Source organism: Ureibacillus suwonensis, from assembly GCF_042655065.1.
GTDB classification, from domain to species: Bacteria; Bacillota; Bacilli; order Bacillales_A; family Planococcaceae; genus Ureibacillus; species Ureibacillus suwonensis.
Genome location: NZ_JBHSNQ010000039.1, coordinates 1 through 24,567, shown reverse-complemented (window position 1 = coordinate 24,567; position 24,567 = coordinate 1). Strand labels below are relative to the sequence as shown.

The following is a 24,567-nucleotide window of genomic DNA, read 5'->3' as shown; positions in this document are numbered from 1 at the left end:
GACCGAACAATTAAGAGAGAATAGCCCTTGGCATTCAGTGAGTCATGATGAACACAGAAAACGTAGTACCTCACTTGAGGAAGGAAGCGGTGAATCCCGTGGGAGACCTCTTGGAGGGTGGAGTGACGACTGGCATAAAGAGAACAGCTATTCACGGAAGTTATGAAAACTTGCGTCAATTATCTTAATTGAACCGCCGTATACGGAACCGTATGTACGGTGGTGTGAGAGGACGGGAGTTAATCGCTCCCTCCTACTCGATTGCATCAAAAAAGGACACCTTTCTGATAAAATTTAAGTATCCTACCCCAAAAATTTTAATCGAAAGAAGTGTCCTTATGAAAGGTGAAGCATTGCATATGTTGCTTGTGGACTTGCGCAAAGTTTTTTAAGAACCTAATCAATTGAATTGTTGGGAAATTCATTTTTTGATTCTCAATTATTTTCTATAAAAAATTTTTGGGAATGAACGGAACGGGAATGAATTAAAATATAAAATATACATTTCCAAGTCATCGGGCAAATTTGCCGGGGCTGAAATTTTTGGGGCTCTAAAAAATTTTTTATGGCGCCGAATGATAAAAAAGTGGGGGAGGGTCTTCCCCACTCCAAACGGGTATGATATTTTTGTGATATTTTTTATGAATATTTGGTGGCCACATTTAACAAATAACCATTTTTTATCCATAAATGTAAGCCCTTTCTTTTTGAGTGAATTTACTGAATATTATATTATTTTATCGTGTAATCAATTTATTTGTTGTATAAATATTAGACGATTTATATAATTAAACATATCAGTGTCACATAATCATTTTTTTGTTGCTGCTGATGAAACGAGATAATGACCAAAGGAGGATAACGAGATGGTAAAAAGAAATCATGTATTTTTATTAATGTTGCTGATGGCGTTTGCTTTTGTATTGGCAGCCTGTGGAGCGGGAGACGAGAAATCTTCAGGTAATTCTGATAGTGGAGAATCCGGTTTGAAAGACAAAAAAATATTGGTGGGTACAGAAGCGACTTTCGCTCCTTTCGAATATATGGATGATAAAGGAAATATTGTAGGAATCGACAAAGATATTATTGATGCCATTTTCAATGAACTCGGCATGGATTATGAAATGCGCCATGTTGGTTGGGAAGCGGTATTCCAACAAGTGCAAAACGGCGAACTTGATATGGGTGCTTCCGGAATTACGATTACCAATGAACGGAAAGAAACTTTCGACTTTACTGAACCATATTTCGAAGCGACACAAGTGATTGTGGTTACGGAAGATTCACCGATTGAATCGGCGAAAGATTTAGAAGGTAAAAAAGTTTCTGTACAAATCAACTCTACAGGCCATCAGGCGGCGAAAAAGCTATTAGGCGAAACGAACCCAAATATTTTAGCGTATGAAAACCTTCCATTAGCCATCCAAGAAGTAATTAATGGAACGGCTCAAGCAGCAATTGGTGATAACGCGGTAGTTTATGAATATTTAAAAAATAATCCGAATGCAAAATTAAAAGTCATCGAAGACGATGCGTTTGAAAAAGAATATTATGGTTTAATGGTGAAAAAAGGCAACAAAGAATTGCTTGATTTACTAAATGAAGGCTTACAAAAAATCAAAGAAAACGGTAAGTTGGCAGAAATTACAGGACAAGAACTTGAATAACAGTTTAGGGGGTGTTTCAGATGGAAATCCTGGATTTTCGCTGGGATATAATCTGGAACTACCGTGATTATTTCATACGGGGTATTTGGGTAACGTTGGCATTGACACTTTGTGGGTTTTTCGGAGGATTCATCTTTGGAGTTTTTCTTGGTCTCGGGAAAAACTCCAAAAGAAAATGGCTTTATTGGCCATGTAAGTTGTATATCGATTTATTCCGTGGAACCCCCCTCCTTGTTCAAATATTTATTATTCACTTGGCGGTGATTCCATCCATTTTTGGACATTCACTCGGATTTATGGTTTCCGGTATCGCCGCGCTTATATTGAATTGCGCGGCCTATGTAGCCGAAATTATTCGTGCCGGGATTCAATCCATTGATAAAGGCCAAATGGAAGCGGCAAGGTCCCTCGGTTTAAATCAATTCCAAGCGATGCGGAAAGTGATTCTGCCCCAAGCCTTTCGCAGAATGATTCCCCCTCTTGGAAATGAATTTATTACTCTCTTAAAAGATTCATCCTTGGTGACGGTGATTGCCGCCAATGATATTTTGTATGCGGCGAAAGTCGTTTCGGGAACGTATTTCCGTTTCTGGGAGCCATATCTCGCTGCGGCGGCTCTTTATTTAATCCTGACATTTATTGTATCGAAAATTGTTTCATTTATCGAAAAACGGTTCAGCATCGAATACAATCCGCGCAAAAATAAAAATGACGAAGGGCGGGTTGTTGCATGATCAAAATCGAAAATCTCCATAAAAACTTCGGCAATTTGCATGTTTTGAACGGTATCGATTATGAAATTCACGAAAAAGAAGTCGTTTGTGTGATTGGTCCTTCCGGTTCCGGAAAAAGTACATTTTTACGCTGCATCAATCTTTTGGAAGAAATCTCGGATGGCGCAATTTATATCGACGGTGTGAAAGTGAATGATCCCAAAACGGATATCAACAAAATCCGTACAGAAGTGGGAATGGTGTTTCAACAATTCAACCTATTCCCGCATATGACCGTATTGGATAATATTACGATGGCTCCGATGCTCATCCGGAAAATGAACAAAAAAGAGGCGGAAGCATTGGCCTTTGAATTGCTTCAAAAAGTCGGGCTTCGTGAAAAAGCTCACAATTATCCTCAGCAATTGTCCGGCGGTCAACAGCAACGGGTGGCCATTGCAAGAGCCCTTGCGATGAAACCGAAAGTCATGCTGTTTGATGAACCGACGTCCGCCCTTGACCCGGAAATGGTCAATGAAGTGTTGGACGTTATCAAGCAACTGGCTATAGAAGGTATGACGATGGTTGTCGTAACCCATGAAATGGGGTTTGCCCGTGAAGTGGCTGATCGGGTCATCTTTATGGACGGTGGAGTCATTGTGGAAGAAGGACCACCGGAACAGGTTTTTGGAAACCCGAAACACGAACGGACAAAAGCATTTTTAAGCAAAGTTTTATAATCATGAAAAAAAGGACATCCCTTCACGCGAAGAGATGTCCTTTTCCTGTGGTTTAAAAGACGAAACTGAGCCGGGAGAGCCCTCCGCCTGATCAGTTCGGCATATCTTTTGCTTTTTCTGCTTGGCCGTACATATTTAACATTGTTTGCATATCTTGAGTTGAAAGCTGTGGAACTTGGTAATATCCTTTTTTGTTTTGGTAAAGGGACAATTCGTATGCCATTTCAATGCAGTTTGGAACGGAGTCTTGCAATACGCGGCGCACGACAGGGTTCGTCGCTTCCAAAGCGGCAGCCGTTTTTCCTGTTGCCAACACTTTATGCTGGCTTAACAAAAAGCTGGAGATGATGCCATCATCAATTTGGTTGGAAGCTGTGATCGGTTTTTTAGGCTGGGATGGCGTCAAGCCGTATTTTGAGTCATTGCCGATTTGCATGTTGTATTTGCGCGTAGGATGGCTTGGGTCTTGGCCGGTTTTAAAAGCTTCCAACGTGATATTGTATTCATCGAGCATAAATGCATATTGTCTGTCTAAAATATTGAGCAATTCAGGGTCTTGAACATGTGGACGCAAGATGACAAACGTGTTCAACGCACCAATGGAAGAACTTAATACTTCATGAACGTCTAATACCTCATGGGCGCCGTGATTCATGGACATGGGAATGTTTTCAGAAGTTCGTTGTTGGTTGATGAATTGATTTTCCATCGAATGTGTCTCCTCCTTTAATTTATTCTGTACACTCGTACATCACTATTTTGGCTACAAAATCATTTGATTATTCAAAACAGATTTGGGATAGTGAAAACAGAGAATGAAGAAAAGAGGGAGAAAATTGAAAGTTTGTTTCTTTAGCAGACCGAATTGTGCACTCTGTGAGGAAGGATTGACTATTTTAAAACTTGTCCAAGAAGATGCCGGTTTTGAAATCGAAATCATCAACATTGAAGAAGATGACGAAATCCATGAAAAATACATGCTGATGATTCCGGTTGTGGAGAAAGACGGAGAGATTATCCAGTACGGCCAATTAGATTACGTCACTTTATATGAAGCCTTCATGAATAAATCATAATTGATTTAGAAAATCATTATATTTGAATAAAAACATTTGTCACGGGAGAAGGGTTTATAAACGCTTGTTTTGAGGCAAAATGGTTGGAAAACGGCATAATGGAGGATACAGCAATGACAATTAAATTGGCGATTAATGGGTTTGGACGTATCGGACGTTTAGTGTTTCGCGAGGCGATGAAAACGGATCGTTTTGAAGTGGTTGCCGTCAATGATTTGGCGGATGCCAGCCAATTGGCCCATCTGTTAAAGTATGATTCCGTACATGGAATTTATGAAGCGGAAGTGCATCATGAAGAAAATGGGTTAATCGTTAATGGGAATCGAATACAAGTGCTTTCCGAGAAGGACCCTGAAAAATTGCCATGGGATAAATTGAATGTAGATATAGTTCTGGAATGCACAGGATTATTCCGCACGTTGGAGTCCGTTTCCAAACACTTGGCTGCCGGCGCGAAGAAAGCGATTTTATCCGCTCCCGGAAAAGGGGATATGCCCACTTTTGTGATGGGGGTCAATCATGATCAATATAATCCGAAACAGCATCATGTGGTATCCAATGCATCCTGCACAACGAATTGTTTGGCGCCGGTAGCGAAAGTGCTTGATGAAAAATTTGGGATTCTTCGCGGCTTGATGACCACGATCCATTCCTATACAAATGATCAACGGCTATTGGATTTGCCTCATAAAGATGCGAGACGATCCCGTGCAGCCAATCTTTCCATGATTCCAACCACAACCGGGGCGGCCACGGCCGTTGCCAAAGTATTGCCGCAACTAAGAGGAAAATTGGACGGCTTTGCCATGCGTGTGCCGACGCCAAATGTATCCTGTGTGGATTTGGTGGCGGAACTCAAAACGAATGTGACCGCCGATATGGTCAACGCCGCTTTTCAAGAAGCTGCCAATGGAGAATTGAAAGGCATTTTGGATTACAGCGATTTGCCTCTCGTTTCCATCGACTACAATGGAAATCCCCATTCAGCGATTGTTGACGGCCTTTCAACGATGGTATTGGATGAAAAGCTGATCAAAGTCGTTGCCTGGTATGATAATGAAGTGGGCTATTCCGCCCGGTTGCTCGAATTGGCTTCATTCATGGCGGAACAAGGGCTGGAGCAATAATCATTGTGTCATATTTTATTTTACAAATTATAAAAAGTGTAACATAATTATGATTTTCTGGTGAAAAAGTATAGCCTAAATAATGAGAACGATTTATAATAATGTAGGGTTAAAAGGAGTGGTGGAGGTAGCCCATCGCTTCTTCTTTTTTGCTAGTATAAAAACAGAAGTATGAATTTTTACAGAATATTGTCGCTGGGAAGAATGACGACGGTATAACATAGGAGGTTACTTCATGTTTCTGAAAAAAACGATGAACGATGTGGACGTACAAGGGAAGAGAGTTTTTGTACGTGTGGATTTTAACGTGCCGATGGAAAATGGTGTCGTGGTAGATGACACAAGAATCCGGGCAGCGATTCCGACAATCCAGCAATTATCGGAAAAAGGGGCAAAAGTGATTTTAGCTTCCCACTTGGGCCGTCCAAAAGGCGAAGTGAGAGATGATATGCGCTTGACAGCTGTTGGTGAACGTCTTTCCAAACTGATCAACAAACCGGTAAAAAAATTGGATGATTCAGTGGGCGCCGCAGTTGAAAAAGCTGTAAAAGAAATGAAAAATGGGGAAATCGTTTTACTTGAAAATGTCCGTTTCCATAAAGGTGAAGAAAAGAACGATGAGGAGTTGGCAAAACAATTTGCCAAATTGGCGGATTTATATGTGAACGACGCATTCGGTGCGGCTCATCGTGCGCACGCTTCTACGGAAGGGATTGCAAAATACATTCCGGCGGTGTCCGGTTTATTAATGGAAAAAGAATTGGAAGTATTGGGGAAAGCTTTGACAAATCCTGACCGTCCGTTCACAGCCATCATCGGCGGTGCAAAAGTGAAAGATAAAATCGGTGTCATTGAAAACCTGCTCGATAAAGTGGACAACTTGATTATCGGCGGCGGTCTTTCCTTTACATTCGTAAAAGCGCAAGGGTACGAAATTGGAAAATCTTTAGTAGAAGAGGATAAAATAGAATTAGCCCGCAACTTCATTGAAAAAGCGAAAGAAAAAGGCGTGAACTTGTATATGCCGATCGATGCGGTTGTGGCGAAAGAACTTTCTCCGGAAGCGGAAGCCAAAGTGGTGGACATTGATAAAATTCCGGCAGACTATATGGGACTTGACATTGGTCCAAAAACCGCTGATAAATATGCGGAAGTGATCAAAAATTCAAAATTGATCATTTGGAACGGACCAATGGGCGTGTTCGAAATCGACCAGTTCGCAAACGGAACAAGAAAAATTGCAGAAGCAATGGCTGAAACAGAAGGTTATACTATTATTGGAGGCGGCGATTCTGCTGCAGCGGTTGAAAAATTCGGTTTGGCGGACAAAATGGATCACATTTCGACGGGTGGAGGAGCTTCACTGGAGTTGATGGAAGGCAAAAACTTGCCTGGTATTGCGGCGTTGAACGACAAATAAGGAGAGAAATTGAATGCGTAAACCAATCATAGCTGCGAATTGGAAAATGTATAAAACGTTTGATGAAGCAGTGGATTTTGTGGAAGCAATCAAAGACAAAATCCCTTCTGCGGAAAAGGTCGATGCGGTTGTATGTGCCCCTGCTTTGTATCTGCCGACGTTGGTGGACTTGGCAAAAGATACAGAATTGGCAATCGGTGCACAAAACATGCATTATGAAGAAGAAGGGGCTTTTACAGGCGAAATCAGCCCGAAAATGCTCGAAGCGATTCAAGTGGACTATGTGATTATTGGGCATTCAGAACGCCGTGAATACTTCAATGAAACCGATGAAGCGGTGAACAAAAAAGTGAAAGCGGCTTTATCCCACGGAATTGTACCGATTGTTTGCTGTGGCGAAACATTGGAAGAACGGGAAGCCGGCCACACGGAAGAAAAAGTGGCGAATCAAGTGAAAGAAGCTTTAGCTGGATTAACGGAAGAAGAAGTGCAGCATATCGTGATCGCCTATGAACCAATTTGGGCAATTGGGACCGGGAAAACGGCTACTGCGGATGATGCGAATGCGGTCTGCGGCCATATCCGGAAAGTGGTGGAAGAACTATACGGAAAAGCGGCTGCTGAAAATATTCGCATTCAATATGGCGGCAGCGTAAAACCGGAAAATATTGAAGATTTATTGTCCAAAGAACAAATTGACGGCGCTCTTGTGGGCGGTGCTAGTTTACAAGTAGAATCTTATCTTAAATTATTGGAGGCGGGGGCAAATGCCTAGAAAGCCAGTTGCGTTAATCATTTTAGACGGCTTTGCATTACGTGATGAAGTTTTTGGAAATGCGGTTGCACAAAGTAAAAAACCGAATTTTGACCGTTATTGGGAAACCTATCCTCATGCGACACTCACTGCCTGTGGGGAAGCGGTCGGTCTTCCGGAAGGTCAAATGGGGAACTCTGAAGTAGGACATTTGAATATCGGTGCAGGACGCATTGTTTATCAAAGTTTGACACGAATCAATAAATCCATTCGTGAAGGACAATTTTTTGAAAACGAAAAATTGTTGGCGGCAATGGAGCATGTTAAGAAACACGGCTCCAAACTCCACATTATGGGATTATTATCTGACGGTGGGGTACATAGTCACTATAATCACTTATTTGCATTGTTGAAAATGGCGAAAGAAAACGGGCTTGACGAAGTGTATGTCCATGGATTTTTGGATGGACGCGACGTAGGTCCAAAAACAGCCCTTGGATATATCGAAGAAACAGAAAAACAAATGAAGGAAATCGGCGTAGGAAAATTCGCTTCCATTCATGGACGTTACTATGCAATGGACCGCGACAAACGTTGGAATCGGGTGGAACTCTCCTACAAAGCATTGGTGGATGGAGAAGGCAAAACGGCTCCAAACGCAAAAGCGGGTGTGGAAGAATCCTACAGCAACGATGTAACCGATGAATTCGTGATTCCATTTGTCATCATGGAAGATGGACAGCCGGTGGCAACGATCGATACAAACGATGCGGTGATTCATTTCAACTTCCGTCCGGACCGGGCAATCCAGCTTTCCATGGTCTTTACAAACGATAAATTTGATGCATTTACTTTATCCGATAAACACCCTCAAAACTTAAAATTCGTCACATTTACCGAATACAGCGATGAAGTATTTGCAGATGTGGTGTTTGAAAATGAAGATTTAGTGAATACAGTGGGGGAAGTGATCTCCAAACACGGCTTGACGCAACTCCGCATTGCGGAAACCGAAAAATATCCGCATGTGACGTATTTCATGAGCGGCGGCCGTGAAGAGAAATTCCCTGGCGAAGAAAGAATTTTGATTGCATCACCAAAAGTGGCCACTTATGACTTGAAACCGGAAATGAGCGCTTATGAAGTGACAGATGCGCTACTTGCTGAATTGGAAGCCGATAAATTCGATGCGATCATTTTAAACTTCGCCAATCCGGATATGGTGGGCCACAGCGGCATGCTTGAGCCGACAATCAAAGCGATTGAAGCGGTGGATGAATGCTTGGGCCGTGTTGTGGATAAAATTTTGGAACTTGGCGGAGCGGCCATCATCACAGCAGACCATGGCAATTCCGATGAAGTGCTGACTTTGGAAGGCAAACCAATGACGGCCCATACAACAAATCCAGTGCCGGTCATAGTGACAAAACAAGGAATTACATTGAGAGAAAATGGAATTTTAGCTGATTTGGCACCAACCATGTTAAAATTATTAAATATTGAACAGCCTGAAGAAATGACAGGACAACCACTATTCTAATAATGGAAAAAGCATCTTAAAAAAATTTAATATAGAGGAGAATGGATATGCCATTTATTACACAAGTATATGCACGCGAAGTATTGGACTCTCGCGGTAACCCAACAGTAGAAGTGGAAGTTTTCACTGAATCCGGTGCCTTTGGACGGGCCATCGTTCCATCCGGTGCATCCACTGGTGAATATGAAGCAGTGGAATTGCGCGATGGCGACAAATCCCGCTTCTTAGGCAAAGGGGTACTGAAAGCGGTAGAAAACGTCAATACCATCATTGCGGATGCATTGGAAGGCAACTATTCCGTGTTGGATCAAGTGGAAATCGATAACGCATTGATTGAACTTGACGGCACTGAAAATAAAGGCAAGCTTGGCGCCAACGCGATTTTAGGCGTTTCCCTTGCTTGCGCACATGCTGCAGCAAATTACTTGGATATTCCTTTATATCAATATCTTGGCGGCGTAAACGCAAAACAATTGCCTGTTCCAATGATGAACATTTTAAACGGCGGTGCACATGCGGATAACAACGTGGACATCCAAGAATTCATGATCATGCCTGTAGGAGCAGAATCTTTCCGTCATGCATTGCGCATGGGGGCAGAAATCTTCCATAATTTAAAAGCGGTATTGAAAGAAAAAGGCTACAACACAGCTGTTGGTGACGAAGGTGGTTTCGCGCCAAACTTAAAATCCAATGAAGAAGCGATCCAAGTGATTTTGGAAGCGATCGAACGCGCTGGATACAAACCAGGCGAAGAAGTGCGCCTTGCATTGGACGTTGCATCTTCTGAGCTATATAGCAAAGAAGATGGCAAATACCATCTTGCTGGTGAAGGCGTAGTAAAAACTTCTGAAGAAATGGTGGATTGGTACGAAGAATTAACTTCCAAATACCCAATCATTTCTATTGAAGACGGCTTGGATGAAAACGACTGGGAAGGCCATAAATTATTGACTGAGCGCATCGGCCATCGCGTGCAACTTGTAGGTGACGACTTGTTCGTAACAAATACAAAACGACTTGCCCGCGGTATCGAACAAGGTGTAGGCAATGCCATCTTAATTAAAGTGAACCAAATCGGTACATTAACTGAAACTCTTGATGCGATTGAAATGGCAAAACGCGCCGGCTACACAGCCATCATTTCCCATCGCTCCGGCGAATCTGAAGACTCAACAATTGCGGATATTGCCGTAGCCACAAACGCTGGCCAAATCAAAACAGGCGCTCCTTCCCGCACAGACCGCGTCGCAAAATACAACCAATTATTGCGCATTGAAGACCAACTCGGCTCAACTGCTCAATATCTTGGAATTAAGTCTTTCTATAATTTGAAATAATTGAAGATGCCCAATTCCCTACTCGTGGGGATTGGGCTTTATTTTTTGAGAAATCTTCAAGGGGAATTCGATAATGCAAAAATGAACTGCTGGGAAAGGAAGAAATCCGCCGAAATTCGAAGGAAATTCGCCATTTTGAATCAAGAATCCGCCAATGCGAAAAAATAGGTCACTGTGAAGTAAGAAATCCGCCAAAAATGAAGAGAAATCCGCCGCTCTGAATCAAAAATCCGCCAAAGCAAGGAAGAAATCCGCCATCGCGAAAAAATAAGCCACAAAGAGGGGAGAAACCCGCCAAAACTTGAGAGGAATCCGCCATACTAAGATAAAAATCCGCCAAAGCAAGGAAGAAATCCGCCATCGCGAAAAAATAAGCCACAAAGAGGGGAGAAACCCGCCAAAACTTGAGAGGAATCCGCCATACTAAGATAAAAATCCGTCAAAGCAAGGAAGAAATCCGCCAACGCGAAAAAATAAGCCACTGAGAGCGAAGAAATCCGCCAAAACCCGAGAGGAATCCGCCATACTAAGATAAAAATCCGCCAAAGCAAGGAAGAAATCCGCCAGTGAGAAAAAATAAGCCACAAAGAAGGGGGAAATCCGCCAAAACTTGAGAGGAATCCGCCATACTAATAAAAAAATCCGCCAAAGTAATGACTAAATCCGCCAGAGCGAAATAATAAGCCACAAAGAGGGAAGAAATTCGCCAAAACTCGAGAGGAATCCGCCATACTAAGATAAAAATCCGCCAAAGCAAGGAAGAAATCCGCCAACGCGAAAAAATAAGCAACTGAGAGCGAAGAAATCCTCCACAACAAGGGCTTAATAAAAAGAAAAGGGCATTTCTGAATTTAGAAATGCGCCTAAAAACAATTCACCTACTTAATAAATTGTCAGGAATTATATAATATCTCCCCCTGTTATTTCCGACCGCTACAAGATTAAGTCTGGTCAATATTTTTTGTGCAGCATCTCCGGAATCCACATTAAAAAACTCCCTAAACTCCCGATTCGTAATCCGCTCGCTAATCAATAACCGATAGTCATCCAGTGCCCGCAGCAACGCATCCCTGCTTTCAAATCCGCATTTAGGGCAAGTCCAAATCCCTCTGCCGTAAGTCATCGCCACAGCATAATTGCATTTCTCGCAAAGCACGCCTTTTCGAATGCGATCCACGCTGATATTCAAATCAAAATTGCGGGATACAGCCCGCGACAAAAGCTGCTTTGCCAACTTGTCCAATTGGCCCGTTGTGAGCTGACTTTCATGCCGAACCAAACATTTTTTAATGAACGATCGCAAACCGCTTGCATGAAAGATTGGTGGGGACTTTGGGACATTTCCGATAATGGTGGCGGGATTGGCCATGACAACCGCCTTCTCAATCGGCAAAGAGAACTTCCATTTCGATAAAATCCGATGAAACAATTCTTCATGGCGATGCAGCTGATCAAAAGGATTCGTCAAAGTATCTTCTGTACCTGTGGGACGGGTGCGGATCAATTGATGCTTCTGTTCGTCATAATCAATCCGCCCAGCAATGTTCTTAACCTCCAAAATCAACAGAAAGTGCTTTGTCAGCAATAAAGTGTCAATCTGATGCGAGAAGCCGAATTCATTTTCAATTTCATAATTAAAAAACAAAAAATGCTCGTTCAAATAGGGCATTTCAAACCATTCCCGGTCCACCCGATGCTCCCCTTCGTGCCCGAACTTCAGCCGGGTCAAGTAGTCTTGGAAGTAGGAAAAGTCCCGATCGTTGGAATCCAACCTGCGCAAAAGCGCTTCTAAAATCAGAATACTTTTCGGCGTTTTTCGATCCAGCAGAAGCAACTCTTCACCTCCTTCAGCCAAATAATAAAACAATTGATAAAGAATTGGAATATTTTACCTGAAAATAAAATTTTGAGCGGAAAATCGACCCGAAAATCAAAATTTAAAAACAACAACAGCACTTTTTGTAAAGGGAATGCAATAAATATGCGCCATTTTGCACAAAAATAAAAAAGGCGCAACCTCACAAGTTACGCCTTGATTTACTAGAATAAAAATCAATCACCCTGCGCCACTTTCCGCTTGCTTGCCCTCTTCGCCCAATACGTTGCCAAAATTGGGCCGGAAATATTGTGCCAGAAGCTGAAGATGGCGCTTGGCACGGCAGAAACCGGATCGAAATGGGTTGCTGCCAAACTTGCACCCAATCCGGAGTTTTGCATACCCACTTCGATGGCCACCGCCTTTTTATCTTCATAATCCAAGCGAAACACTTTCGCTGCCAAATAGCCGATTGCATAACCCAATCCGTTATGTAAAATGACGATCGCCAAAATCAATAAACCAGATTCGATAATTTTATCACGGCTACCGCTAACGACGGCTGCAACAATTAATACAATCGCAGTAACGGAAATTGTTGGCAAAATATCGATACTTTTTTCAACAACCGGTTTAAAGAAGATTTGCGCAAGAATCCCTAAAACAATCGGAATCAACACGACTTTTACCACTGAAAGGAACATGGCCATGAAAGAAACCGGCAGCCATTCGCTCGCCAAAAAGTAAATCAATGCAGGTGTCACGATTGGGGCAAGCAATGTGGTACAGGAAGTAATGGTTACGGATAACGCCGTATTCCCTTTTGCCAAGAACGTCATGACGTTTGATGCCGTTCCCCCTGGACAGCAACCGACCAAAATCACGCCAACCGCAATTTCAGGTGGAAGCTGGAAAAGTTTCGCCAAGACAAAAGCAAGGAAAGGCATGATGGTAAATTGTCCGATAATGCCGATGATAACCCCTTTAGGCTGCAATAAGACCAATTTAAAATCTTCCAATTTTAACGTCATCCCCATGCCGAACATGACAATTCCAAGCAATGTTGTGATCCATGGGGAAATCCAAGTGAAATATTCGGGAATCCACATGGCGAGACCCGCAGCCAATAATACCCATAATGCAAAGGTATCGCCTGCAAATTTCCCTATTTTTTGAAACGTGTTCATCCAAATCCCTCTCTTACTACCTAAAAATGTTGAGTGAAATATATTTTATGAAAATAGTAAAACAAAATCAATAAAATTCTAAAAAAACAGAACTTTTTGATTATATACAAGGAAGCATCCGGATAAAATAATATACATAAATAATATTTCATTTTTTTTACAAAGATTGTAACGGAAATGGGTTTTTGCTATACTAAAGGAAGTTATGGTTCAGGAGGTGGGACTATTGCATACTGTATTGTTGGTATTATTAATTCTTGTATCTCTTGCTTTAATCGCCGTGGTATTATTGCAATCTGGTAAAAGTGCAGGCTTATCAGGTGCCATCTCTGGTGGAGCTGAACAACTATTCGGTAAAACGAAAGCTAGAGGAATCGATTTGATTTTACATAGAACAACCATTGTTCTTGCGGTATTGTTTTTCATTTTAACATTGTTGGTTATCAAGTTTTAATGGATAAAATAAAAGTCTAACCAAGCATGGTTAGGCTTTTTCATTTATAATGGAGAGAGAAAATTTGTATATTCACGAAAATAATGGGCACAAAAATAAATGAAGGAATGTTGACATACAATTGTTGGAGGAACTTATGAAGAAAAAAGAGCTGCAACCATTCTTTTTCCCTGCAGGAAAGCGCGCGGTGCTCCTGCTTCACGGGTTTACCGGAAGTTCCGCGGATGTTCGGATGCTCGGCCGCTTTCTTGAAAAAAAAGGCTATACAAGTTATGCGCCCCATTACCGAGGCCATGGTGTACCGCCGGAAGAACTCATCAAAACAGGGCCGAAAGAATGGTGGGAAGATGTCGTTAAAGCTTATGAAACCTTGAAGGAAAAAGGATATGAGCAAATTGCGGTTGCCGGATTGTCCCTGGGAGGCGTTTTGTCATTAAAACTTGCCATGAACGTCCCTCTGAAAGGTGTCATTACGATGTGCTCCCCAATGACGATGAGAACGACGGACATGATGTTTAAAGGCGTCATCAAATATGCCAAAGAGTATAAAAAATATGAAGGGAAATCGGAACAGCAAATCACCGAAGAAATCGAAGCGATCCGCCAAAAGGGCATGCCGAGTTTGGCGGATTTGCAGCAGTTCGTCCAGGAAGTCAGAAACGATCTCGACTTAGTATATGCACCGATTCTTGTCATTCAATCAAGACATGATGAAATTATTGACCCGAATTCTGCTCATATTATCTATGAGAATGTGGAATCCTTGAATAAAAAACTGGTTTGGTTTGAAGAATCGGGACATGTCATTACTTTGGACAAAGAAAAACAACAATTGCATGAAGTGATTTACGAATTTTTGGAAAGCCTGGACTGGGAAGATCAGTGAAGGTTTGAATAAAGGAGGGATTGTGATGGCACAACATACTGAGCTTGAGCAAAGAATTTTAAATTTAATGAAGGAAGAAGATTATAAGCCGCTTAAAGTGGATGAACTGGAAGAGGTGCTCGGCATTGAAACGGCCGATGAATTCAAAGAATTGGTCAAAGCCCTTGTCCGCATGGAAGATCAGGGGTACATCGTGCGTTCCCGCTCGAACCGCTACGGCTTGCCGGAACGGATGAACCTGCTCCGGGGAAAATTTATCGGCCACTCAAAGGGCTTTGGATTTGTCACACCAGAGGAAGAAGGGTTGGATGACATTTTCATCCCGCCGCACGAAGTCAATGGCGCATTGAACGGGGACATCGTTTTAGTGCGCGTATTGAAAGAATCTTCCGGCGAGAAGCGGGAAGGCACCATCATCAAAGTGGTGGAGCGTTCCAAAACAACCTTTGTCGGCACATACCAGGCCAATCGCGGCTTCGGCTTTGTCGTGCCGGACGATAAACGGTTGAACATGGATATTTTCGTTGCCAAGGAAGATTCGCTGGGCGCTGTGGACGGCCATAAAGTGGTTGTGGAAGTGACGAACTGGCCGAGCGAAATCAAATCGGCAACAGGCGTCATCATCAAAATTTTAGGGCATAAAAACGATCCGGGTGTGGATATTTTATCCATCATTTATCAACATGATATCCCGCCGGAATTTCCGGAAGAGGTGCTGAAAGAAGCGGCAAAAGTGCCGGATGTGATTGCGGAAGAAGATTTGGTGGGACGCCGGGATTTACGAAATGAAACGATTGTGACGATTGACGGCGCAGATGCGAAAGACTTGGACGATGCGGTGACGGTGACGAAAAATGAAGATGGCACATATAAATTGGGTGTTCACATTGCCGATGTAAGTTACTATGTGAAGGAAGGATCTTTGCTCGATAAAGAAGCCTATAAACGCGGAACGAGCGTTTACTTGGCGGACCGCGTGATTCCAATGATCCCCCACCGGTTATCAAACGGAATATGCTCTTTGAATCCCCAAGTGGACCGCTTGACGATTTCCTGTGAAATGATTATCGACCAAAACGGGAACGTCATTGAGCATGAAATCTTCCCGAGCGTGATCCGGACAACGGAACGGATGACCTATTCCGATGTATATAAAATATTGGAAGAGGAAAACGAAGCGCTCATTGAACGCTATAAACCGCTTGTTCCGATGTTCAAGGAAATGAAGGAATTGGCCCTCATTTTGCGCAAAAAACGCATGAACCGCGGCGCCATCGATTTTGACTTTGAAGAAGCGAAAATCGTGGTGAATGAAGAAGGGTGGCCAATCGACGTGGTGCTAAGGGAGCGCACGATTGCCGAACGCATCATCGAGGAATTCATGCTTTGCGCCAATGAAACGGTGGCGGAACATTTCCATTGGATGGAAGTGCCATTCCTTTACCGTATCCACGAAGATCCGAAACCGGAAAAATTGCAACGCTTCTTTGAATTCATTACTAACTTTGGGTTGATTGTGAAAGGGACAGGAAATTCCGTCCATCCGAAAGCCTTGCAGGAAATTCTTGAATCCATTAAAGGGTTGCCGGAAGAGCCGGTCATCTCGACAATGCTCCTTCGTTCGTTGCAACAGGCGAGGTATTATCCGGAATCCATCGGCCACTTCGGGTTATCAACGGACTTTTATACCCATTTCACTTCGCCGATCCGCCGTTATCCGGACTTGATTGTGCACCGGTTGATCCGCACTTATTTATTTGAAGGCGATGTTTCGAAACAGACGATTTTCAAATGGGCGCAAGTGATGGATGAAATCGCCGACCATACGTCTGAATGTGAACGGAGAGCGGTGGATGCCGAACGGGATGTGGAATCGCTGAAGAAAGCCCAATACATGTCCGACAAAATCGGCGAAGAATTTGTGGGCATTGTTTCTTCTGTAACGAACTTCGGCATTTTCGTCGAGCTGCCGAATACAATCGAAGGGCTCGTCCACATTACGAATTTGACCGATGACTACTATCACTTCGATGAACGCCAGATGATCATGGTCGGGGAATATACCGGACGCATCTTCCGCATTGGGGATGAAGTGAAGGTCCGGGTTGCCAATGTGAATTTGGACGAATCCTCCATCGACTTTGAAATTGTGGATATGGTCAAATCCTTCCACAAAGTTCGAAGAGAGGCCCCGAAAGTGATCCAGGCGGAACGGAAGCAAAGAAAACGGAAAGATAAAGAGGAAGAAGAGCGCGGCAGAAAAGGCAAGAAGAAAGAGAAATTTTACGAAGGCGTCGCCAAAAAAGGGAAAAAGAAGAAAAGAAAGTAGTCGATGAATCGACAAACAGCTGTCGAAGAATTATACTAGAGGCTGTTGTGAAAATACTTTAAAATGGAAATAAAGTATTTCATGCAGCCTTTTATTGTGTGTTTAGAGAGGTGTAAAAGATGCCAAAAGGAACAGGAAAAGTCATTGCCCAAAACAAAAAAGCGACCCATGATTATTTTATTGAAAAGACTTTTGAAGCCGGCATGGTGTTGCAAGGAACCGAAATCAAATCCATCCGTGCTGGCCGCGTGCAATTGAAAGATTCCTTCGTATTAATCCGGAACGGGGAAGCGTGGATCCACAACATGCACATCAGCCCTTATGAACAGGGAAACCGCTTCAACCATGATCCATTAAGGGTGCGGAAACTGCTTCTACATAAAAAGGAAATTGCCGAACTGGCCGGTGCGGTAAAACGGGACGGCTATACGATTGTACCGCTGAAAATCTATATCAAAGACGGTTACGCGAAATTGTTGATCGGCCTCGGAAAAGGGAAGAAAAAATATGATAAACGCGCCGATGAGCGGAAGAAAGAAGCAAAACGCGAAATGGAACGCGCATTGAAATTGAAAAACCAATAGGATTGATTTACGTCTTAATCAAAAAAGTGATATTTATCAAAGGAATATACTAAAAACTTGTCCCGGATACTTGCAAATAGTTTAGGATTAAAGTATAATGATAATCGAAGACAGCCAGTTTGGACGTTCTCAAATGACCGTAGTCCTTTTGTAGTATACTATGAAGGGGACGTTACGGATTCGACAGGAATGGTTCAAGCTTGAGCTGCGCGTCGGAGGGCTCGTCTCCGTGATCAACGGCAGTTAAAAATAACTGGCAACAAACAATCTTACGCTTTAGCTGCTTAATTTGCTAAGGCACTCTAATCAGCCATCGCCCATGTGGCTGCATTAGGGTTCATCTTGAGTGGGCTACGGCGAGTGCCTTGCTTGGGGCACTGGCAAGAGACTCAACAAGCTAGCGTGCAGGACGCCTGTTTGTCGGCAGAATGCAACGCGAAATCCCAATAGACAAACTACACGCGTAGATGCTTAAGTGTTGGAGTTTCTGGACGCGGGTTCGACTCCCGCCGTCTCCATAAATCTTTTATCAATAAATTTTATAAAATTTTATAAAGTGTCAAAATCCTTTATATCAAGGATTTTGGCACTTTTTGATTGTAAAAAAGAAAACCCCCTGCTAGGCAGGGGGTTCCGTATAGCTTATAGTGAGGTATTAAAAAAGATCCCACTTGATGCTAAAATAAATTTTGGTTCGCCAACCAAATTTTAGTATCAAGGAGGGACCTATTATGTCTTTTGACATAAATAGTTTAGCACATACTAAATGGAATTGTAAGTATCACATTGTATTTGCACCAAAATATAGAAGAGAGATAATCTATGGAAAGATAAAGAAAGATATAGGACAAATATTAAGACAACTATGTGAAAGAAAAGGTGTAGAAATTATTGAAGCTATCGCATGTAAAGACCACATACATATGTTGGTTAGTATTCCACCGAAATTAAGTGTTTCATCATTCGTGGGATATTTAAAAGGAAAAAGTAGTTTAATGATATTCGATCGACATGCCCATTTAAAATATCGATATGGAAACAGAAAATTTTGGTGTAGAGGATTTTATGTGGATACGGTAGGCAGAAATAAAAAGGTAATAGAAGAATATATTCGAAATCAAATACAAGATGATATCATTGCGGATCAACTCAGTATGGAAGAATTTATTGATCCATTTACAGGTGAAGAGATAAAAAGAAAATCGAGTGTTTTTGTTAAGCTAAAAATGAGCCACCAACGCAATTGAAATGAGAGCCACTTTATATCAAAATAGTCCTAACTGTAAATAGTTAGGAGGATATAGAGGTGATTAGTTTGGAGAAAAAGCAATTAGTACTGATTGAGCACTATCAGCACAATATGAGCCAACGTCAAATTGCAGAAAAGCTCAAAATGTCTCGTAATACCGTAAAAAAATACATTGAGCAAGATCTAGCAGCTAGACAACAAGACACAAGGAATTTACCAATTACAGATAATTACGTTACGTCTCCAGCATATAAAAAGCGTAATGGAAAAAAGAGAGCTTTAACAAACACAGTGATGAAACGTATTCGCGAAATGATGAAACAGAACAAAAATAAGCGTGAAGTGAATATGCATAAGCAACAATTAAAGATTATTGATATACATGAAAAACTTTTAGACGAAGGTTTTAAAATTGGCTACACTACGGTTCGCAACTTCGTGAATCGTGAGGAAAAGAAGGAAAAAGAAGTCTTCATTCGTCAAGAACCAACAGCTGGTCGTGAAATTGAGTTTGATTGGGGAGAAGTAAAATTATTCATTGACGGTAAGCTAAGAAGTCTTTCAATGGCTGTATTTACGTTAGCCTATAGCAATGATCGTTATGCCCGACTCTATGAATCGGAAACAATGGTTTGTGTACAGGATGCACACGTAAAATGTATTGAAGCCTTGGGCTTCGTACCGAATGTTTTTACATACGACAATATGCGTACCGTCGTCAAAAACTTTATTGGTTACGACCGCTTTATTACCGACGGTATGAAAAGTTTATCTTTGCATTATCATTTTCAGATTCGACTTTGTCAGCCTCGTAAAGGCAATGAAAAAGGCCACGTAGAGCGAAGTGTAGAATATATACGCCGGAAAGCATTTGCGCACCGTGATACGTTTACTTCTTTAGAAGAGGCACAGGAATATTTAGTTTCGATCATCGAAAAATTAAATCAACGTCCTCATTATTTGAAGGAGAAAACACATCATGAATTGATGTTGGAAGAAAAAGCTGAACGTGCTGGTAGCTTAACAGCTGCACCATTCGATCCGGCAGAATTAATAGAACTACGTGTGGACAAATATAGTACTGTTACCTATCGGCACAACCGATATTCTGTACCTGAGGGGCATGTAGGAGAATATATTAAGTTAAAAGCTCGTGCTGAGGAAGTGCTTCTGTTTAGTGAAGGTGAATGTATCGCAAAGCATAAACGAAGCTGGCAAGTGCATGTCTGGGTGATGAATATTTACCACTATTTAAACACGCTACAAAAGAAAAAAGGTGCCTTAGCCCAAAGTGAATGTTTGAGCCAAGCACCAAAACAAATAAAAAATATCTACCAACGTTATTATATCGGAAATGAAAAAGATTTTCTAGAGCTGCTTGTTTATACCAAAGAACGAGATTGCCTAGCAAGAGTATTAGAAGTCATTACTGAACTAGAAAAGAACCCTTTGGTTCAACTAACAACTGAAAAAATCATTTTCTTAGCAGAACAATCAGCGGAAGTACGTACTGTTCTAACTGGCCAAGATGATGTCGCCAGCCAATCCTTAGATAATCTCTCTTCATTAGCAGCGTTATTTCATTCTAAAGGAACAGGAGTGGTTCATTAATGGCCAAGCAAAAAGAAATGATTGATATGTGCAAAGAATTACGTTTACCAAGTATTCGTTCTTTACTTGAACAGGAAGTCTTACTTGAACAATATACATCGCCAGCTGAGTTTCTTTATTTCGCTTTAAAACAAGAAATGGAGGATCGTTACGTACGAGCAAAAGCTAACCGAATTCGATTAGCCAATTTTCCAGAGAAAAAACTGTTAGAAGAATTAGATGTAGAGGCACTGCCGCAAAATGCGGCGGTCCGCCTTCCTCATTTGAAAGAGCTAAAGTTTATTCAGGACAAGCAGAATGTGTTATTAATTGGCTCACCTGGTACTGGTAAAACCCATCTTGCGATTGGATTAGGAATCGAGGCCTGTTTAGCAGGCTATAAAGTGTATTTCACGAGTGTAGCCTCACTTGTGAATCAATTAAAGGAAAGCCGTTCCGCAAGAACGTTACGGCTCGTTTGAATTGAAATTTGAAAAGTATGATTTAGTCATCATTGACGAACTTGGCTACATTTCGTTCGATAAAGAAGGAGCAGAGCTTCTGTTTACGCACTTATCGTTACGTGCCGGTCGAGCAGCAACGATTATTACAAGTAACCTCACATTTGAACGTTGGGAAGAGGTCTTCCATGATCCAGTTTTAACCTCAGCGTTAACCGATCGACTCACGCATCGTGCACACATCATTAACATGATTGGTGGATCTTACCGAATTTTAGAAACGAAAGAATGGATGGAACAGAGCAACTTTTAGTGGCTCACATTTTAATTAACAATTGGCTCAAATTTAACTTGCGAAATACAAATATCTATGACAACTCCAATTAAGAAAAATAAACAAATGAAATGACTATTTTACAAAATTATGAATAAGTGGTAATAGATATACAATTCACTAGAAAATTTCTTATAATATAAATGACGTGTGGCTAGAACTTTCGCTTGTGTTTCGCAAGTGTTGACAAAAATGTTGGGGTAATTTAGCTGATCCCGCATTTAATAGCTATTGCTATTCAGATGTTGTTCAGACTGTTTGCATCGCATAATGAGTAGCCACACGTTTATTAATGGAGGAGTTAAATATGGGAGAACTTTATAAAATATCTACAAGAAAAGATCTTGTAAAATTTTTGGGAATTCCCGAGAAACTGCTTACATACGTATTATATGTAAAAAAAGTAGATAGTTTTTATACAACTTTTGAAATACCAAAAAAAAATGGTGGAGTTCGTAAAATAAGTGCCCCGTCAGAACAACTAAAACAAATTCAAAAAATATTAGCAAATAAATTGTACGAGCATAGAGAAAAAAAGCGTACAACTAATATTTCGCATGGTTTTGAAAAAGGTAGATGTATTAAAACAAACGCAAAAATTCATCGAAACAAAAGATATGTATTGAATATAGATATAGAAAACTTTTTTGAAAGTATACATTTTGGTCGTGTAAGGGGTTTTTTTAATAAAAATAAAAGTTTTTCTTTACCCATTGAAGTTGCAACGGTAATTGCACAAATAGCTTGTTATAATGGAAAATTACCTCAAGGTGCTCCAACTTCACCAATCATTTCAAATTTGATATGTGAAATACTTGATTATAGATTATTTAAAATCGCTAAAAAGTATAGGCTAAACTATACACGTTACGCTGACGATTTAACATTTTCTACAAACGACAAAAAATTCCTAGAGTCGCAAACAACATTTTATGAAGAGGTATCAAAAGAAATTGAACAAGCTGGGTTTAAAATTAATAAACAAAAAGTAAGGATGCAATATAAGGATTCCAGACAAGTTGTAACTGGACTTGTAGTTAATGAAAAAATTAATGTACCTAGTACCTATTATAAAGAAACTAGGGCGATGGCTCATCATCTCTATAAGTACGGAAGGTTTGAAATTAATGGGGAAGAGGCAACACCTAATCAATTGGAAGGAAGATTTTCTTTTTTAAATCATTTAACATGTTACAATAACAATTTAGACAATGAAAAACATGGTTATAAATTTAATAATTTAAATTCGAGAGAACGTGAATACCAAAAGTTTTTATTTTATAAACTTTTTTTTGCACATCCTAAACCATTAATTGTAACAGAAGGTAAAACTGATATAGTTTATTTAAAAGCTGCTTTAAAAAAGTTATATAAAGAATATCCCCAATTAGTTTCAAAAAATGATGATGGATCATTTGATTACAAGATATCTTTTCTAAAAAGAGCTGAAAAAAAGAAAAATACTAATAAGAAAAAAACAATTAATAAGTTAGAATATTTTCTTGGAATTGTTCATGATGGGGCTGATACTGTAAAAAATTTATATAATTTCTTCCATTCTGAGAAAAAAGAACGTGAAGATGTATCCCCTAATTATTTTGAATATTTTAAAAAGACATGCAATCATAAACCTTATAATCCAATAATTTTTTTGTTCGATAATGAAATTCAGAGTAGGAAAAGGAAACCTATTAGTAAATTTATTAGCCATGTAAAACTTGATAATAAAAAGAAGGAAAAGTTAAAAAGCGAAAATATGGTTAAATTAGAGGCTGATAATTTATATATTTTAACAAATCCCCTTGTTAAAGGGATGTCCGAATGCGAAATAGAAGATTTATTTGATGATGGTACCTTAAATCATAAAATTAATGGGAAGAGTTTCACTAAAGAGGATAAGTATGATAAACAAAAATTTTATGGTAAGGAAATATTTTCTAAATATATCTTAAAGAACTATATTAATATAGATTTCGATGGGTTTAGACCGTTATTAGACAACCTAGTAAAAATAATAGAAGAGTACAAGGAAGAGTGTCCAATTGAAGAATTGCAGCAATCTTTAATTCAATAAAATGTAATTTTAAAAAAGTGACTATTATATTAGTCACTTTTTTGTTAAAATGCTACAACTGTTAAAGCCGATGATAAAATCCCCAATATAGCCGGAATAAAATTCCCCACTTACAATAGAACCATAGTGTCAATGAGAGGAGCTATGGTTCGTGATTACGAGAGGGGAATTTTTTATGATCAAAGAGATGTATGAAAGGGGAATGAGTATTTCCGATATTGCGAGGGAGTTGGGGATTGATCGGAAAACCGTTCGAAAATATATTCTCTCCCCCAATCCCCCTTCCAAATCTAAGCGAAAACAAAGAAAAAGCAAGTTAGATCCATTTAAAGAGTATCTTCAAAAACGAATGTTAGAGGATGGGGTGTTCAATAGCGAAAAGTTATTTTTCGAAATTCGACAACAGGGCTATACAGGAGGAAAGACGATTTTAAAGGACTATATAAAACCTTTCCGAGAGACGGCGAAAAAGAAATACACTGTTCGTTATGAAACGCTTCNAAGTGACTTCCTCCTTATGGATTTTTGTGGTTTGGTCACTTCAAAATTCTACAAATAAGGGGTGAAGTCCTTTTTTATGCTTTAGAAAACCTTATGACTCTTGGGTTGAAAAATGTGCAAAATGCTCAATATAAAAATTACAGTCAATTTACATTCAATTTATAGTCCCCTACATTCATTCTTTTTATTCACATAAAGACATTTTAATATATCCACAAATATATATACGTATATTAAATTGTAAACGCTAAACTAGAATCAACAGTTTTCCACAAATAGAACTCAACAGAATTCCCCAAATAAGATTAAACAGTTTCCCCACCATCAATCACTTTCAAATATACTGTTACTAGTCTATTGAAAGTGAGGAATTAGGAGTGAACAGATTTATGCTTTACATCGAGATTCATCGTTTATACAAAGAGGGATTCTCCAAGAGTGCTATTGCAAGAAAACTAAATATTTCAAGAAATAGAGTGATAGATTATTTGAATATGAGTACTGATGAGTTTGAAGAATTTTTAAGTACATTACGTACAAGAGAAAAGAAACTAGACCCTTATCATGATCAAATTCTAGGGTGGTTGAAGGAACATCCTGATTTAACTGCTGCACAAGTTTATGATTGGTTGGAAGAAAAGTTAGGTTTCAGGGAAGTCGCTGAGAACACTGTACGAAATTATTTAAACGAAATGAGGGATTACTATCGGATTCCAAAGGTAAAG

Annotated in this window: 19 protein-coding genes, 1 other RNA gene and 3 pseudogenes; 20 read left to right on the top strand and 3 right to left on the bottom strand. The window is 40.4% G+C overall.

Going from position 1 to position 24,567, the window contains the following annotated elements:
* Positions 1-866 precede the first annotated feature (866 nt).
* The 3 genes from ACFPOH_RS03830 to ACFPOH_RS03820 are packed head-to-tail and all read left to right on the top strand — an operon-like array spanning position 867 to position 3,120.
* Positions 867-1,667: a basic amino acid ABC transporter substrate-binding protein gene (locus tag ACFPOH_RS03830; RefSeq protein WP_342581761.1), complete on the top strand. Its 801-nt coding sequence runs from the start codon at positions 867-869 to the stop codon at positions 1,665-1,667.
* Positions 1,668-1,687: 20 nt separating this feature from the next.
* The gene (locus ACFPOH_RS03825; protein WP_342468714.1) at positions 1,688-2,401 is read left to right on the top strand and encodes an amino acid ABC transporter permease; all 714 of its coding nucleotides are present in this window, start codon (positions 1,688-1,690) and stop codon (positions 2,399-2,401) included.
* Entirely contained in the window at positions 2,398-3,120 is a 723-nt protein-coding gene (locus tag ACFPOH_RS03820) for an amino acid ABC transporter ATP-binding protein (RefSeq protein WP_342468715.1), read from the top strand. Before ACFPOH_RS03825 ends, ACFPOH_RS03820 begins: the two co-directional genes overlap by 4 nt.
* A gap of 91 nt (positions 3,121-3,211) precedes the next feature.
* Here the strand turns inward: ACFPOH_RS03820 and ACFPOH_RS03815 are convergent, their stop codons facing one another.
* Positions 3,212-3,829: a spore coat protein gene (locus tag ACFPOH_RS03815; RefSeq protein WP_342468716.1), complete on the bottom strand. Its 618-nt coding sequence runs from the start codon at positions 3,827-3,829 to the stop codon at positions 3,212-3,214.
* Between the two features lie 127 nt (positions 3,830-3,956).
* Here ACFPOH_RS03815 and ACFPOH_RS03810 point away from each other — a divergent pair, with 127 nt between their 5' ends.
* From ACFPOH_RS03810 to eno, 6 genes are all read left to right on the top strand, one after another.
* The gene (locus ACFPOH_RS03810) at positions 3,957-4,196 is read left to right on the top strand and encodes a glutaredoxin family protein (RefSeq protein WP_342581759.1); all 240 of its coding nucleotides are present in this window, start codon (positions 3,957-3,959) and stop codon (positions 4,194-4,196) included.
* A gap of 113 nt (positions 4,197-4,309) precedes the next feature.
* On the top strand, positions 4,310-5,323 hold the full coding sequence (gene gap / locus ACFPOH_RS03805; RefSeq protein ID WP_342581758.1) for a type I glyceraldehyde-3-phosphate dehydrogenase: 1,014 nt from the start codon (positions 4,310-4,312) through the stop codon (positions 5,321-5,323).
* 235 nt (positions 5,324-5,558) lie between these two features.
* Positions 5,559-6,743, top strand: coding sequence for a phosphoglycerate kinase (locus ACFPOH_RS03800; protein ID WP_342581757.1), 1,185 nt, complete (start codon positions 5,559-5,561; stop codon positions 6,741-6,743).
* Positions 6,744-6,756: 13 nt separating this feature from the next.
* Positions 6,757-7,518 (top strand): triose-phosphate isomerase, encoded by a 762-nt coding sequence (tpiA, locus tag ACFPOH_RS03795; RefSeq protein WP_390308873.1) that lies wholly within the window; start codon positions 6,757-6,759, stop codon positions 7,516-7,518.
* Positions 7,511-9,037, top strand: a complete 1,527-nt coding sequence (gene gpmI, locus ACFPOH_RS03790) for a 2,3-bisphosphoglycerate-independent phosphoglycerate mutase (protein WP_390308871.1) — start codon at positions 7,511-7,513, stop codon at positions 9,035-9,037. Before tpiA ends, gpmI begins: the two co-directional genes overlap by 8 nt.
* Positions 9,038-9,084: 47 nt before the next feature.
* Entirely contained in the window at positions 9,085-10,377 is a 1,293-nt protein-coding gene (eno, locus tag ACFPOH_RS03785) for a phosphopyruvate hydratase (protein WP_390308870.1), read from the top strand.
* Positions 10,378-11,251: 874 nt separating this feature from the next.
* On the opposite strand, the gene ACFPOH_RS03780 is transcribed toward eno, so the two are convergent.
* Positions 11,252-12,211, bottom strand: a complete 960-nt coding sequence (locus ACFPOH_RS03780; RefSeq protein WP_342468724.1) for a nuclease-related domain-containing protein — start codon at positions 12,209-12,211, stop codon at positions 11,252-11,254.
* Between the two features lie 218 nt (positions 12,212-12,429).
* Entirely contained in the window at positions 12,430-13,380 is a 951-nt protein-coding gene (locus tag ACFPOH_RS03775; RefSeq protein WP_342468725.1) for a bile acid:sodium symporter family protein, read from the bottom strand.
* 226 nt (positions 13,381-13,606) lie between these two features.
* On the opposite strand from ACFPOH_RS03775, the gene secG reads away from it, so the two are divergent.
* The 11 genes and pseudogenes from secG to ACFPOH_RS03715 all read left to right on the top strand — a co-directional run.
* Positions 13,607-13,834 (top strand): preprotein translocase subunit SecG, encoded by a 228-nt coding sequence (secG, locus tag ACFPOH_RS03770; RefSeq protein ID WP_342468726.1) that lies wholly within the window; start codon positions 13,607-13,609, stop codon positions 13,832-13,834.
* A gap of 136 nt (positions 13,835-13,970) precedes the next feature.
* Positions 13,971-14,720, top strand: a complete 750-nt coding sequence (locus tag ACFPOH_RS03765; RefSeq protein WP_390308868.1) for an alpha/beta hydrolase — start codon at positions 13,971-13,973, stop codon at positions 14,718-14,720.
* Positions 14,721-14,745: 25 nt separating this feature from the next.
* The gene (gene rnr, locus ACFPOH_RS03760) at positions 14,746-17,049 is read left to right on the top strand and encodes a ribonuclease R (protein WP_342468728.1); all 2,304 of its coding nucleotides are present in this window, start codon (positions 14,746-14,748) and stop codon (positions 17,047-17,049) included.
* A 119-nt stretch (positions 17,050-17,168) separates the two neighbouring features.
* Positions 17,169-17,633, top strand: coding sequence for an SsrA-binding protein SmpB (gene smpB, locus ACFPOH_RS03755; RefSeq protein WP_342468729.1), 465 nt, complete (start codon positions 17,169-17,171; stop codon positions 17,631-17,633).
* Positions 17,634-17,798: 165 nt separating this feature from the next.
* Positions 17,799-18,154, top strand: a transfer-messenger RNA (tmRNA) gene (gene ssrA / locus ACFPOH_RS03750).
* 210 nt (positions 18,155-18,364) lie between these two features.
* Positions 18,365-18,880 carry an IS200/IS605 family transposase gene (tnpA, locus tag ACFPOH_RS03745; protein WP_390308866.1) on the top strand — a complete coding sequence of 172 codons (516 nt, stop codon included), beginning with the start codon at positions 18,365-18,367 and terminating at the stop codon, positions 18,878-18,880.
* Between the two features lie 59 nt (positions 18,881-18,939).
* Positions 18,940-20,493 carry an IS21 family transposase gene (gene istA / locus ACFPOH_RS03740; protein ID WP_390308865.1) on the top strand — a complete coding sequence of 518 codons (1,554 nt, stop codon included), beginning with the start codon at positions 18,940-18,942 and terminating at the stop codon, positions 20,491-20,493.
* Positions 20,493-21,246 (top strand): annotated as a pseudogene (istB, locus tag ACFPOH_RS17105) (IS21-like element helper ATPase IstB). The gene istA and the pseudogene istB overlap by 1 nt, the downstream one beginning before the upstream one ends.
* Positions 21,247-21,574: 328 nt before the next feature.
* Positions 21,575-23,341, top strand: coding sequence for a retron Ec67 family RNA-directed DNA polymerase/endonuclease (locus ACFPOH_RS03725; RefSeq protein ID WP_390308860.1), 1,767 nt, complete (start codon positions 21,575-21,577; stop codon positions 23,339-23,341).
* A 151-nt stretch (positions 23,342-23,492) separates the two neighbouring features.
* A pseudogene (locus ACFPOH_RS03720) lies at positions 23,493-23,867 on the top strand (helix-turn-helix domain-containing protein); the annotation flags it as partial.
* 364 nt (positions 23,868-24,231) lie between these two features.
* Positions 24,232-24,567 (top strand): annotated as a pseudogene (locus tag ACFPOH_RS03715) (IS21 family transposase); the annotation flags it as partial.

Coding starts and splice junctions, on each gene's coding strand:
- ACFPOH_RS03830 (WP_342581761.1), top strand. CDS start 867: ATGGTAAAAAGAAATCATGTATTTTTATTAATGTTGCTGATGGCGTTT.
- ACFPOH_RS03825 (WP_342468714.1), top strand. CDS start 1,688: ATGGAAATCCTGGATTTTCGCTGGGATATAATCTGGAACTACCGTGAT.
- ACFPOH_RS03820 (WP_342468715.1), top strand. CDS start 2,398: ATGATCAAAATCGAAAATCTCCATAAAAACTTCGGCAATTTGCATGTT.
- ACFPOH_RS03815 (WP_342468716.1), bottom strand. CDS start 3,829: ATGGAAAATCAATTCATCAACCAACAACGAACTTCTGAAAACATTCCC.
- gap (WP_342581758.1), top strand. CDS start 4,310: ATGACAATTAAATTGGCGATTAATGGGTTTGGACGTATCGGACGTTTA.
- ACFPOH_RS03800 (WP_342581757.1), top strand. CDS start 5,559: ATGTTTCTGAAAAAAACGATGAACGATGTGGACGTACAAGGGAAGAGA.
- tpiA (WP_390308873.1), top strand. CDS start 6,757: ATGCGTAAACCAATCATAGCTGCGAATTGGAAAATGTATAAAACGTTT.
- gpmI (WP_390308871.1), top strand. CDS start 7,511: ATGCCTAGAAAGCCAGTTGCGTTAATCATTTTAGACGGCTTTGCATTA.
- eno (WP_390308870.1), top strand. CDS start 9,085: ATGCCATTTATTACACAAGTATATGCACGCGAAGTATTGGACTCTCGC.
- ACFPOH_RS03775 (WP_342468725.1), bottom strand. CDS start 13,380: ATGAACACGTTTCAAAAAATAGGGAAATTTGCAGGCGATACCTTTGCA.
- ACFPOH_RS03765 (WP_390308868.1), top strand. CDS start 13,971: ATGAAGAAAAAAGAGCTGCAACCATTCTTTTTCCCTGCAGGAAAGCGC.
- rnr (WP_342468728.1), top strand. CDS start 14,746: ATGGCACAACATACTGAGCTTGAGCAAAGAATTTTAAATTTAATGAAG.
- smpB (WP_342468729.1), top strand. CDS start 17,169: ATGCCAAAAGGAACAGGAAAAGTCATTGCCCAAAACAAAAAAGCGACC.
- tnpA (WP_390308866.1), top strand. CDS start 18,365: ATGTCTTTTGACATAAATAGTTTAGCACATACTAAATGGAATTGTAAG.
- ACFPOH_RS03725 (WP_390308860.1), top strand. CDS start 21,575: ATGGGAGAACTTTATAAAATATCTACAAGAAAAGATCTTGTAAAATTT.